A 13370-nucleotide genomic window follows, 5' to 3' on the forward strand; every position below is an offset into this window, starting at 1 on the left:
TATGACACGTCTCGCAGGTAACTGGCAGTTTCTTCTTATGTCCCAGCTTCTCAAGGGGAAGTTTTTCCTTCGTCCGGAATTAGCTCTGGGTCTGGGTTTCCAGGCTGCAGATATCATCAATCGCACTGATCGACATTCCAGGCAGCGCAGATCCCTTAAGCTGCAGTCTGTATCTGCTTCCGGGCTGGTCCGCAGTGCCCTGCTTTTTGACGAAGACGATGAAGAAGCCGAAGAGGATACTGGTTCTCCCTATGACGGTGCGCCGGAAGGTTCGGTGGCCATCATTCCGGTAAAAGGCAACATGATGAAATACGGCACCATGTGCGAATACGGCACTACCGAGATAGCTTCTTTTATGAAAGATGCTGTCACTCACAAAAACATTGGTGCCATCGTCCTGGACATTGACTCCGGAGGCGGTGCCGTGGATGCCGTGGCTCCCCTGGTGGATGTCACGCACCTGGCCAAAGCTACGGGAAAGCCTGTGGTGGCTTCGGTAGATATGGCCTGCTCGGCTGCCTACTGGATAGCTTCAGAGGCCGACTACATCGTGGCAGATAACGGCATCAGCGCAGAGGTTGGATCCATCGGGGTGATGATGAGCCTGGTCAACATGAAAGCCTACTACGAGGAAAAGGGAATCAACTTCCACCACATCTACAGCAACGAAAGCAGCGAGAAAAACAAGCCTTTTGAGCTAGCCATGGAAGGCAAGTACGAGCTGATCCGGGAGGAAGAACTGGATCCTTTGGCCAGGGGCTTCCAGAAGACGGTAAAAACCAACAGGGCTGGAAAGCTCAATACCCAGGCAAAAGGTATCCTGAACGGCAAAACTTACTTTGCCGATGAAGCCCTGTCAGTAGGCCTGATAGACCGGGTAGGCACCTGCACCACGGCGGTGGAAATCGCCATAGCTAAGTCTCACGCAAAACAATTCATATAAACTTTTATCCGATGTTCAAAAAAATGCAAGCCATTGTACTCGGCCTTCTCGGACTCAAGGAGTTCTCCAAGGACGAGTCCGGCCAGCTTACTCTTACCGAAGAGGAAGGGAAAAAGCTCGCCGATGTGCTCGGTCAACCGTTCGTTGACAAGTTCAAGGAGGCCATGAAGGAAGCCAGTGCCGATCCGCAGCCGCTGATCGATGCCATCACTTCCCACAATGCCTCGCAGAACGAGGAGCAATTGCGACAGCTGCAGGCAAAACTGGACCAGGCTACCAAGGATAAGGAAACGCTGCAGGCGAGTATCGCGCAGCTGAGTTCCTCTCCCGAACCTGAGCCAAAGCCTGATGCTGTAGGTATGCCCCGAAAAGAGGGCGTGAAAACGATTCTGAAAGTGGACGCTTCCAAGCCGCATTACAAGGCTTTGACCGCATTCATGAAAAGCGGCTACCTGGCAGCAGGTGCTACCATCGATGTGGATGATTTGATGCAGGAGTTTGGTACCTATCTGAGTCAGGGACCGAATAACTTTGCTATGCTGGATACCATCTTTCAGGGATTTACCAGTGCAAAGCACTTCACCGAAGTACCGGCAGTGACCGAAAGGCGCGCCGTTCAGGCACTGATCACCTCTGTTTCGCAGCAGTACGTGAACAAGTGGACCCCAAGCGGCAAAAGCCAGTTCAGGCCCCTGAAAATCCAGAACAGAAGGCACAAGATCAACGTCCCGATCATTCCTTCCGAGGTGCTGACCTCCTACATCTTTGACATGTACCGGGAAAATCTGGCCATTGATCAGATGCCGATCTTCTACTACATCTGGCAAAAACTGATCTATCCCCAGCTGATGCAAGACCTCGAGCTGAGGATGATCTGGAAAGGAAAGTTTGAGGAGCTGAATCCTGCCAATGTGAATGCCGGTGATGCCGGACAGGCTCCGGAGAAATCTATGGACGGTGTCGAAACCATCCTTGCCAATAACCGCACCGGTGGTAATCCGGACAATATCCGGTTCTTTGACGGGGAAGGTTTTGATTACAAGACCGCGACGGATCAAGAGGTATTGGACTTCTTCGCCAACTTCTTCAAGTGGATGGCCCCGGTATTCCGAACCATGCCGATGAATGTAGGTTGCTCCTACGAGCTGCGCATGCGGTACAGGGAAGCATATAAAAACAAGTGGGGTACCGGCTCCGGTACGGAAAACCACGAGTTTGGCAGCGACCGGATAGACTACAGCCGTCATGTCCTCACTGAGATGGACGGCATGTATGGATCGCCCATTCTGTTCGCTACTCCTAAGGCCAATATGGTGAAGCTTCGCCATATCAATGGCGCTCCAAATGTGATCAATGATATTCAAAAGCAGGACTATGAAGCCAGGATCTTCGGTGAGTACTGGATGGGTGCCGGCTTTGATTATGGGGAGGCGGTATTTGCCTTCTGCCCTGCGAACTATGATCCGCATGCGCTGATCACCAGTGTATATGGTGCACATGACACTTATCAGCAGTTTAAGGGCACAGACCTCACCAAGTCTGTGACTGATTTTGGAAGTGCTAGCGCCGGCGGCGGTATCTAAAAAAGGAGGTAAATCATGACATACGTAAAAGTATCCATACCAAAAATCAGGCTGGGGGCAGGTGCTCCCAAGCCCAAAGAACCGAATGTGCTTTTTATGCTTTCCGAAGATGTGCAGGCCATGCCTGTGAAAGATGGGGTGGTCTCTACCTCTCCCATCACCCTCAAAGAGGGGAAGAAAGCCATGGCCGTGTACATGAATCCCAAGTCCATCAATCGCTTTGACTCCTCTGAGGGGGAAGCCAGCGAAGAGATGGCAGGATGGCTTAGCAACTTAGAGTGTCAGCGACCAGGTGACGATGAGCACTTCGCCGCCTGGCTGCAGGAGCACCTGAATGAGGGATTTATCATCATCACCAAAGAATGTGGTGATGCCAAAGGGACCCGTCTGCAGGGAACGCCCTGTAATCCGCTCTTCATGAGTGTGGAAGCTCAGGACAATCAGGAAGGTATCAATAGTACCCTGACTTTTGTCAGCGGGCAGCGGTCCGCTAATAAGATGATCCATTACAGGGACGAAGATCCCCCTGTATATGATCCGCCAGTGATCGGCAGTGGATCTGCCGGCGGCGGTATCTAATCAATTGAATCCATGTTCAACGCCCTCCGGCCCGGATCTCCGGACGGAGGGTTTTTCATTTAACCCCATACCATCATGAAAAAAGAAACAAAAACGCAGGAATCCGGGAAGTATGTCCAGAAAAACGAAACTTCCACTAAAAAAAAGGCGGTGAGCAAAAAGGAAGCTGCAGAAACTGCGGAAAGTGCCGATGCAAAAACGGATGAGGACGAAAGTCCGGCCCCAGCTATGGAGGCTGCCGCTCAACCGGCCAAAGAAGAGGAAGCGAAAACCAAGTCAGATCCCATCTGCATCGTGATCCCTTACCTGGCAGAGAAAGCCAAAGGAGATGAACTCCGCTATGCCGTCCGGGCCTGGGAAAAGAGCATGCCCGGTATCCGAATCGTCATCATAGGAGATAAACCCGCCTGGGCAGGCAAAGATCTGGAACATATCCCCCACAAGCCCCAAAGCAAAAACCCCCAGGTGGATGTGGCGCATAAGATGATGGCGGCCATTGCATCCGACCTGGTGCCGAATGTATTTGTCTGGACCAATGACGATATCTATACCCTCTGCCCGGTGGAGCTTGCCGATATCATTACCCTGAAAAGCCACGGCCTGCTGGCCAACCGGGGCAAAGCGAACGGAGTCTATCAGGAGAATGCCAAACGAACGCTGGAAGCCCTGAAAAAGCAGGGAATAGCTGCACCGTATGACTATGCTACCCATACGCCGGTCATCGTAGAAAAGCAGGGACTGAGTAAGATCATTGAAGATTTTGAATGTGACAAAGAAGGTCAGCTGGTCTATACTTTGTATGCCAATATGTTTTTCAGGGATCACCGGCCCATCATTACCCAGAATGACGGCAGAGGTTCCATCATTGCCTCGGTCTACCGTCCCAATCCGGATCCCCGCATCCTGGATAAGGTACTGGCAAGCCGCAAGTGGATCAATAACAATGATTCCGGATGGAAAGTCCTGGAGCCAAAGCTTAAGGAGCTCTTTCCTGAAAAGTGCCGGTTTGAGAAGTAGATCTGATTTGCATAAAACGCCATTTAATTAGCATTTCACGCACATTAATTTACCTATGGATAAAGTCAAGGTATACACCTGGCTAAAGGCCGGTGCTCCTCTGGATGAGGGGCTCCGGCTTTTTGCCATGGATAGCGGGCAGGATCATCCCTTTGTTCGCCTGGCCCGGTACAATCATCAGGTGGCCTATCCCATCCTGATCAGGGAGCTGGCCGCCAGGACAGGGATCAGCCTGGCAGAAGTGCGCCGGATCCGGGAGGCAAAAGGAAGCTTTCGGGAAAACTGGCCTTTTCTATCTGATCCTGCCTGCCCTGCCGAACTGAAAGTCCTGGCGGCAGATAAGATCACCGCCTACTGGAACTACGTTCGTGCTCATGAGCAGCTCTTTGATTGTACCTCCCGGGAAGAGCAGTGGGCCACCGTAAAAATACTTATGGAAAACTACAAGGAAAACCGGGCCATCATCGCCGAATTTGTCCACTACCGGGATCATGGCCACGTACTCGGCAAGCATCCGGTATTCCGGGAGATGAAGGAACTGGAAAAACTCCGGAAGCTGGGCCCCATAGATTTGGTAAAGATGGAGGAACGCCTGGAACACAATATCTGGCGCATCGAGGATGAGCTGCGCAAAAATAAAAAGCCCCACCTGCAGGCGGATAGGGAGCGACGGCTTCGGATCAAAAGAAGGCAGCTGAAGGAAGTGAAACGGCTAATCGAAAGAATGGCATGAAGCTATTTGATCTGAAGGAAATCGCCCCTGAAAGGGAACCAGCAGGCAAAGCAGATAAAGCTGAGATCCATAGAACTAAATTTGAAAGCAAGCACCTGGCCAAAATCTCTTCTCTCAAAAACCTGATGGGGAATCTTCCGGAACCAGGCGAAGCCATTTTTCTCTACACCCTGAAGAGCTTCAATGCTTTTACATTCATCACCTACATCATCAAACATTGCGGAGAGATTGACGAACTGACCTTCAGCACCTATTCCATCAATGAACGGATCCTGTCCAGTCTATTGCGCTGGTACGATAAAGGGAGCATCCGGAAAATCCGCATGTCAATTTCCGAGTCAGTCAAACACCGGATGCCAAAGGTTTTTGATCTGATTGAGCTGCAGCGCAAGGAACGAAATTTCGAGGTTTGCTATTGCTGGAACCACAGCAAAGTGACCCTGATCCGGAGCCAGGGAAATTACTTTGTGATCGAGGGTAGTGGTAACTTTTCAGAAAATGCCATGCATGAGCAATATGTATTTGTAAATGATCAGCAACTTTTTGAGTTCAGAAGCAACTGTCTGATGAACCTGGAAATGTGAAAAACTAAATCGGTTCATCATATAAACCATTATTTATAAAAGGTAATTTTCTAAATTAAATATTATATTAATTAAATTAAAACTTATAATAATGTAAAATAAATACATAAAAACGTTGTTTATAACTAGAAATATACGGAATTTTGACCCAATCAATTAACACAGTCTGCGGTAAAGAATATAGGCTTAACCAGAGGTTTCCAGATACCCATATTTACCGAGGACTGGGGTATTGGAGCCTTGCATTAAATTTTTATCATGACCGAAAATTGTCGTCAAGCAAAGTTGTTGGTACTGGGAGAACAACTGGAATTATTTTACAAGTTTGAGAAAACCTTTCTCCCTTATCTGTTTATTCTCGGCAAGATTTGCGCCCTGAGAAATCTGCTTCCACTCCTTCAGGATCACATCAGCAGAGAGGAAGTAGAACAAATGTTACTGCTTATGGAGGTACTCCGGAAGTGTTCGGAGTTGATGCAAAAAGAAATGCCGTGATCGAATGTCCTTCCCTGGCTGGGGAAGGACATTTATTTTTGGGTATGAACCTTAGTTTACCCCTGGACGATGAACGCATAGCCGAATTGGAAAGCCTGGCAGCTCTAGGCTACAGCCCTGAGGAAATGGCTGTTTACTTCGATGTGGACAAATACTTTTTTGTCCAGGCTGCATTGGATGTGGAAAGCAAAGTCCACTACCATATCAAGCGGGGCCAGCTCATGTCCGTGGCCAAAGAACAAATGGCCTTGCTGGGAGATGCCGAAAAAGGCAACGTCACTGCCTCCCAGCAACTGGGGAAAATCCGGAGATCCAGAAGTTGGGAGCTTTCGAAGCTGGATATCTTTGGCGGGGCCATCGATAAGAAGCTATTGCGAAAACTCGAGGATTATATACAGGGCGGCAGCATCAATGAGCTGAGCACGGAGGAAGCCATTTATCTGGATGCACTGACCCTGATCAACTCCATGAGCCGGAAGTATGGGAGGCGAAATACCATTAAGTTTTTTACAAGGGAACCCTGGAACTTACAATACCGTCGGGCATCGGAAATGTATGATGAAGCAGTGACCTTGTTTTACACCGATCGGAATATTGAAAAGAAAGCCCTGCGGAATATGTATGCGGATCAACTGGACGAAGCGGCGCTGATCGTTCGGGACAATGCGGAGTCATCCAAAGATTGGGAAGTGTATGGCAACCTTATTGATAAGGCTGCCCGCATGCGGGAACTGGACAAGCCTGATCCGGAAAAGCTGGACAAGGAAATTTACCTCAAGCCCCTGCGCTATTACTCCCTGGATCCTGCCAGCGTGGGACTGCCCACCATTAACCGGCAGGAACTGGCCAATCAGATCGAAGCATTGGAGATCCCCGAGCGGGAAAAGGCCCGGCTGAAGCAGGAAGCCAGCCTGGAAAATATCAAACTCGAAGACCGATTCAATGAGCTGGAGAAAGAAGCCAAAGGAGAATAGCCAGGGGCTAGATCGGGTCTTTGCCAACTGGCTCTCCCAGCTCTGCATGATGATCCTTCCCAAATCCCTTTACATGGTCGCGGGTCGTGGCTCTGCCAAGACTACCGATATCCAGGTGGAACGCCTGCTGGAAATGGTCTATGACCTGCCCGGTGCGCCGGTGGCCTGGGTGGCCGATACCTACAGCAACCTGCAGAAAAACGTGCTTCGGACCGTCAAAGAAGGATTGACCGCTAAAGGCATGGTTGAGGGCGTTCACTATGTGATTGGCAAGCGGCCGCCAGAGATCCCCCAGAAAGAAAGGCCCGACCTGCCTCTGGAGCTAAAGGAACATTTCTGGAAGCCTTACAATGAGATTGGTTCCTATCGGCATACCATCGTTTTCTTTACCGGTTTTAACATCACCTTTGGCAGCCTGGACCGCCCGGCTTCTCTGGCCGGTGGTAACTATGTGCATGTGTTTGGCGATGAGGTCAAATACTTCCGCAAGGAGCGGATTCTGAACCTGCAGAAGGCCATCCGGGGCATGCGGGTAAAGTATGGGCATTCGGTATTTTATCGGGGCCATACCTTTACCACAGATATGCCCAATGTAGACCAGGTGGGAGAATACGACTGGGTGCTCGAGCGTGGAAACCGGATGAACACCGCCGCATTGCTGCGAGTGCTAAGGACGGCCTTTGTGGTGAATGAAGCCCTGGGCGAATACTACGCCGCCTGTGAGGAAGGGAATCCCGAGGAAATTATTAGCAAGAAACGCACCTGGCAGCGATGGGTGGAACGCTGGACCGCTACCCGCCTGGTGAAGGATGCCCACAGTATGTTTTACATTGCCAGCTCGTACGTCAATGTGGATATCCTGACATCCGAATGGTTTGAGGATGCTTTCAATGATGACTTTATCGATGCCAAAACCACGGTGCTCAGCCTGAAGCCTTCTCCGGAGACAGGCGAGCTTTTTTATGCCAACCTGGGCGAGCGGCACTTCTATCAGGATGGCTCAGCTCCGGATTGGGAAATGCGATTCGGCCTGCAGGACGAGGAAGACTGCCGGATCCTGAAATACCATGACCGGAGCAAAGCCATTGACATGGGTCTTGATTTTGGCAACATGCACTCCATGACCCTGGCGCAGGAAATCGGTAAGTACTACCGGGTAAGCAAATTTATCTATACCCTCAGCCCGGAATGGATCCGGGAGCTGGCCGATAAGTTTCTGGCCTTTTACAAGCCCCATCGGGAAAAGACAATTCATCTGTATTACGATCGGGCGGCCAACAACTACAAAAAGGCCGGTCAGGACCTGGCCACGCAACTAAAGAAAGCCTTGGAAGTGGATGGAGACGGCAACCGTACCGGCTGGAAAGTGATCCTGATGAGTGAAGGCCAGGGGAATATTGGCCAAAATGAAGAGTACAACTTTATGCAGGAGCTTTTCCAGGAGCACAACCGGAAGCTGCCGCGGGTGCTGATCGATTACTTCCATTGCAAGCCGCTGCGCTGCTCCCTGCAGCTGGCCAAAACGAAAAAGCGCACGGAACGGGGCCGTAATATTGTAGCGAAAGACAAAAATAGCGAAAAGCTGCCCATCCACCGTCTTCCCCTGGAGAGTACCAACCCCTCTGACAGCTTCAAATACCTGATGATGCGCAAGACCTGGAGGCGACATGTAAGGGGAGCACGGAAACCTGAAGTGGGAGATGCGAGTGTCAGGGGGTGAAATTTTAATTTGAAGATATTGAAATGCTCAGCGGCTGACTACAGTGTTTTTTGCGATTTCTATCAACTAGTACAACTTCTACGCTCTTATTCCTTAAGGAATCTCTTAAACTAGGTTCATTTTTGAAGGTTATTTGTGCAGGTTCTTTATAGCATTTTGATTTGAAATGCTTAAAAAGGTTTTGAGTATTTGATTGATTTACCGTAAGGTCTTTTCCCCGGAAATTTTCAAATATGCATCAATGATCTGAATGTCTCGGTCACAATCATTTGAAATATCTAATTTAATCAAAAAAGCAGAAAGTGAATTTTTATTGGTAAAAGGTTTTTCCGCCTGGATGGGTATTATTGATAACCTGCATTTGGAATCCTTATAATTTTTGGAATAATTAACCAGTTTCTCCCAGATTTCCATAAGATCATTTAGCCATGCAAAAGGGTTTATTGTCATACTCATATACACATTTGTGAAAGTAAGATTGAATATACATAATAAAGCTGAGTAATGTCCTTTTCCCCCTCCCATTACCATGCGAAATTAGTCGCATGGGTCAATTAACCGTTTACGAAGCCATTTCAGAGATGCGGACACGTTCTGCCCGGGGGCAGGAGGTTTCCTTCTCCTTTATGTCGTATTCCGAATCTAAACAGGAAACCGAAGGCATTGTGGAAGTGCGCCGGGCCAGGCTGCGTCGCAGGAGCCGGGATGCGGACTTTTTGAACGGGGAACTTCTGGAACCCTATACCGACCTGGACACCCTGGAGCAGCGGCGATTCTACATACCCACGCTGATGACCTTTAATGGACAAAAAACCACCTTGCTATGAGCGAAACCAAATCCATTGAGAAAATAGGCAAATCCCGTGTGGCGAATACCGATGCCGGAGCTTTTGTGATGGGAAACAATCCCTTTGCCCATTTTGACGAATTTGCCGGGCTTTCCCGGACAGTTGACTGGGAAGCGGATCCCGCCCTGATTGGTGGGGTGAAGCTGGTACCGCATGGCCTGAACAATGACCTGCCCGTGATCATCCGGGACATCATGGACAAAAACAACCTGGCACCAGGCATCCTGGAACGGGAAATGGGCCTGCTCTATGGGGATGGCCCCCAGCTGTACCAGGTGAAGTACGAGGAAGGAAAGGTCAGCCGGGAATACGTGGAAGATCCGGAGATTCAGGCATGGCTGGACAGCTGGGATTATAAGCGTTATATCGACATGGCCACGGTGGAGTACAAGTACATGAAGGGTGTGTATGTGAAGCGGGTAAGGAACAGAGCTCCCCGCATAGGTGGCCCCGGTATGATCAAGTACCTGGAAGTGGTACCGGGCACGGATGCCCGTCTGGAATGGCCGGAAAAGGGGCCCAAGCGACTGGAATCCGTAAAGCGTATCTGGGTGGGTGATTTTCAGAACCACTGCCTGCATACCGGCATGACCGGCTACCCCGTACATGATCCATGGAATCCCTTTAGGCATGGGATTTCCATCGCTTACCATAACAAATACAGCTTTGGCCGGAACTTCTACAGCGTACCCAGCTACTACGGTTCTCTGAACTGGATCATGCGCAGCTCCGATATTCCGGAGGTGTTAAAATACCTGAGTGAAAACGGGATCACCTCTGCCTACCATATCCACAGCCCTGCAGGATACTGGGAGGCCAAGGAAGAGAAAATCGAAAAGATGCATCCGGGCGAGACCGATGCCCAGCGCGACAAGCGGGTGGAAGAACTGAAGGACCAAACCTTCCAGAAAATGGCCCGGGTACTAACCGGCAAGCGGAACGCCGGGAAGTTCATCGAGACAGTGGACTTCTACGATGAAGACGGTAACAAAAACGAATGGAAGGTGGAAGCCATCGACCAAAAGATCAAGGATTTTGTCGAAAGCCAGGTAAAGATCGGCGAAAAGGCCGATTCGGCCACCACCTCGGGAATGGGCTTGCATCCTTCCCTTTCCAATATCATTGTAAACGGGCAGCTGAGCAGTGGATCTCAAATGCTGTATGCGCTGAAGCTGTACATGGCATCCGATACCACGCTTCCCGAGGAAGTGGTATTTGAACCCATCAATCAGGCAATAGCGGCCAATTTTAAGGGCAAAAAGCTGCGAATGGGCTTCTACCATCATTCTGTGATGAAGGAAGAAGATGTGGCGCCAAACGAGCGATTAGTAAACAATGCTGAAAACCCCGCCTAACCATGCTATTCAACAAAGACAATAAGGGAGCCGTGGAGCTCAGGGACCGGACCGGATCCTACTATGCCAATAATAAATTTGAGAGGGTAGCCACGGATGTGATGCTGGCTGAATCGGAAATCACCAAGCTGGTAGGGCAGGCGGTCTATGATCGGGCGCATGATCACTACCGAAGTGAGAATTACCAGTCGGCTGATCCGGACGAAGCCCAGGCACTGAATGACCAACTGGTCCTACTGCTGCAGATCCCCATTGCCTACCGGACGACCTTCAACTATTACCAATCCAATCTGGTGTCTCATGAGGATGCCGGTCGGAAAGTGAAGCTGGATCCGGAAAATGAAAAAATGCCCTGGGAATGGATGCTGGACCGGGATGATGAGGCGCAGCTTCGCAAAGCCCATCAGACCACGGATCTGTTACTCGCATGGCTGGAAGAAAAGGCCTTACCTGAATGGATGGATAGCGAAAACCGTAAAACCGCCAGGCGGCTCTTTGTCCACAACGAGGCGATCTTTCAGGATGCCTATCCCATTGATGCCAGCCCACGGTTTTACTATATGGTGCTTCCCTGGATACGGGAAGTGCAGGAACGGGCCATCAGGAAAGCGCTGGGAGTGAAATATTCGGAATTGTTAAGCTATCACCTGGAGGGAACGACTGGCAGCGGCTCCGGCAGTTCCGGAATTCCATCTGCAGATGGGGATCCGGATCTGGAGGAATTGTTGGGCCTGGTACAGAAAGCCATCCCGCTCCTGGTAATGGTGATGGCTGTGAAACGGCTCAGCCTACAGGTGCTACCGGAAGGCGTGGTGCAGCAGTTTAAAAGCAACATGCAAAGCCGGGCAGCCAGTACCGGAGCATTGCCGGAGGTGATCAGCTGGCATGCGAAGCGATTGCAAGAGGATGCTGCAGAGGTATTGGATGATGTTCGGCGCTGGTTGCAGCGGGCAGATCCGGAATCCGGTACCTATCCACTATTGCCGGAGAATGAGGAAAGCAATAAATTTTTTCGCACATGAATACGCTGGAACTTCCTGAAAAATCCATTCATATCGAAATTCCCTCCCACTGGGACGAAATGGATCAGACACAGCGGCTTTACTGCTTAAAGCAGGCAGTACTTGCCAGTGCCGGGGTGATCAGGACAGAGGAAGCACTGGTGCGCTGCTTCTATCACCTTGCCGATATACAGCGGGATTACAAAAGTGTGGCCATGGAGCGGATCATGAGTGAGGAGCAACGCATGGAAAAGCAAAGCAGGGCCTGGCTGCTGGCCGAAACACTTTGCGGCTTTGTGTTCCGGAAAAATGAAAAGGAGGAGCTTGAAATCTGTTATGAAACGGTATTCAATCACTTCCCTGTGATCCGGGCAGGGAAAGTCAAGCTGTACGGGCCTGGTCATCTTCTGGCAGACCTGACCTTTGGGGAATTCCGGGCAGCACTGGAGGAAATGAACGAGTACTTCGAATCCCGGGAAGTCGAATGCATGTGCCGGTTTCTGGCTTGCCTGTATCGACCGGAGCGTACTGGATATGCGGAGCTCTCCCAGCGGGAAGACTTTGACGGATTCCGCCGTGAGCCATTTAACCGGTCCAGGCTCCCCATCAACGCCCAATACACCGCCCAGGTAGGGCATGTAATCCAGACTGCCATCCTGCTCTGGTTTAGCTACCTGATTGGCTATATCCAGAAAGAAACGCTGGTTCTGGGAGGGGTGGAAGTGAATTTTTCCAGTCTGTTTGGCGGTGGCTCCGGTGATGAGCGCCGGAGCCGTGGCAATGGCTGGGTTTCTGTCCTGCACAACGTGGCCAAGGAAGGCCCATTTGGAGATGTCGAAAAAACCGACAAAATGGGACTCTTTGATGTGCTGCTGTATATGAAAGACTGCGATGATCAGAACCGGGAAATGAAGCGCAAACTCAAAAAGAAATGATAGGAATCAAGGATTTTAACGCCCTTTGTGTGGAATGGGTCGCTACCCTTCCGGCACTAGAAGGCCATCACCTAGTGGCACAGGACAATCATGCCATTCATTCCCTGAAAGATGAGCGGGGGATTCAGCTGGTGGCCGTAATTCCCTCGGCCAATGCCTCCGGGCGTGATCCTTCCAGCCTGGTGGATGATAACAGTACCTACCTGTTTGTAATATCGAAAGGCTGGACCGGACAGCTGAAGGAAGAAGAGCTGAACCAGTATGAGCAAACACAGGAAATTATTCTAGCCATCAGAAATGAAATATTCGAAAGTTATGAAGAGGGTTGCGGACATTTCTGGCGACTGCAGGCAGAGAGCATCAGCATCGATCCCGAATACAACATCTTCGGGGGCTGGAATGGCTGGTCCATGTTGCTCAGTTTCTAGCACCAGGGAGAGAAGTGCCTTTGATGGACGGGTGGTAATCGAGTCCTGTCCAAAATGTAATAAGGTGATATTTTTTCATATAGACTGATCCGGGTTTTTGAATGGGTTTAGCCAGGATCCTACGCACGGTGGAAGCTGTGCGTATTTTTTTTACAAATATGTCAAAGTGCCAAAC

The 13370-nt window shown here is 50.3% G+C and carries 14 protein-coding genes; all 14 read left to right on the forward strand.

What is annotated here, in order from left to right; all coding sequences use genetic code 11:
- Position 1 precedes the first annotated feature (1 nt).
- A complete protein-coding gene (locus HUJ21_RS20655) occupies positions 2-943 on the forward strand; it encodes a S49 family peptidase (protein WP_291372494.1) in 942 nt (313 codons plus the stop codon).
- 242 nt (positions 944-1185) lie between these two features.
- Positions 1186-2526 (forward strand): hypothetical protein, encoded by a 1341-nt coding sequence (locus HUJ21_RS20660; RefSeq protein WP_291372496.1) that lies wholly within the window; start codon positions 1186-1188, stop codon positions 2524-2526.
- A gap of 15 nt (positions 2527-2541) precedes the next feature.
- The gene (locus tag HUJ21_RS20665) at positions 2542-3105 is read left to right on the forward strand and encodes a hypothetical protein (protein ID WP_291372498.1); all 564 of its coding nucleotides are present in this window, start codon (positions 2542-2544) and stop codon (positions 3103-3105) included.
- Positions 3106-3180: 75 nt separating this feature from the next.
- On the forward strand, positions 3181-4122 hold the full coding sequence (locus tag HUJ21_RS20670; protein ID WP_291372500.1) for a hypothetical protein: 942 nt from the start codon (positions 3181-3183) through the stop codon (positions 4120-4122).
- A 55-nt stretch (positions 4123-4177) separates the two neighbouring features.
- On the forward strand, positions 4178-4855 hold the full coding sequence (locus HUJ21_RS20675) for a hypothetical protein (protein ID WP_291372502.1): 678 nt from the start codon (positions 4178-4180) through the stop codon (positions 4853-4855).
- Positions 4852-5439, forward strand: a complete 588-nt coding sequence (locus tag HUJ21_RS20680) for a hypothetical protein (RefSeq protein ID WP_291372503.1) — start codon at positions 4852-4854, stop codon at positions 5437-5439. Before HUJ21_RS20675 ends, HUJ21_RS20680 begins: the two co-directional genes overlap by 4 nt.
- A gap of 258 nt (positions 5440-5697) precedes the next feature.
- The gene (locus HUJ21_RS20685; protein ID WP_291372505.1) at positions 5698-5934 is read left to right on the forward strand and encodes a hypothetical protein; all 237 of its coding nucleotides are present in this window, start codon (positions 5698-5700) and stop codon (positions 5932-5934) included.
- A 44-nt stretch (positions 5935-5978) separates the two neighbouring features.
- Complete coding sequence (locus tag HUJ21_RS20690) at positions 5979-6908, forward strand: hypothetical protein (RefSeq protein WP_291372506.1); 930 nt, start codon at positions 5979-5981, stop codon at positions 6906-6908.
- Positions 6877-8628: a hypothetical protein gene (locus HUJ21_RS20695; protein ID WP_291372508.1), complete on the forward strand. Its 1752-nt coding sequence runs from the start codon at positions 6877-6879 to the stop codon at positions 8626-8628. Before HUJ21_RS20690 ends, HUJ21_RS20695 begins: the two co-directional genes overlap by 32 nt.
- A gap of 545 nt (positions 8629-9173) precedes the next feature.
- Positions 9174-9455, forward strand: coding sequence for a hypothetical protein (locus HUJ21_RS20700; RefSeq protein WP_291372509.1), 282 nt, complete (start codon positions 9174-9176; stop codon positions 9453-9455).
- Entirely contained in the window at positions 9452-10831 is a 1380-nt protein-coding gene (locus tag HUJ21_RS20705; RefSeq protein ID WP_291372510.1) for a hypothetical protein, read from the forward strand. Before HUJ21_RS20700 ends, HUJ21_RS20705 begins: the two co-directional genes overlap by 4 nt.
- 2 nt (positions 10832-10833) lie before the next feature.
- Positions 10834-11853 (forward strand): DUF6712 family protein, encoded by a 1020-nt coding sequence (locus HUJ21_RS20710; protein WP_291372512.1) that lies wholly within the window; start codon positions 10834-10836, stop codon positions 11851-11853.
- The gene (locus HUJ21_RS20715; RefSeq protein ID WP_291372514.1) at positions 11850-12767 is read left to right on the forward strand and encodes a hypothetical protein; all 918 of its coding nucleotides are present in this window, start codon (positions 11850-11852) and stop codon (positions 12765-12767) included. Before HUJ21_RS20710 ends, HUJ21_RS20715 begins: the two co-directional genes overlap by 4 nt.
- The gene (locus HUJ21_RS20720; protein WP_291372516.1) at positions 12764-13195 is read left to right on the forward strand and encodes a hypothetical protein; all 432 of its coding nucleotides are present in this window, start codon (positions 12764-12766) and stop codon (positions 13193-13195) included. Before HUJ21_RS20715 ends, HUJ21_RS20720 begins: the two co-directional genes overlap by 4 nt.
- Positions 13196-13370 lie beyond the last annotated feature (175 nt).

The organism is Cyclobacterium sp., assembly GCF_014762705.1.
Taxonomy (GTDB): Bacteria; Bacteroidota; Bacteroidia; order Cytophagales; family Cyclobacteriaceae; genus Cyclobacterium.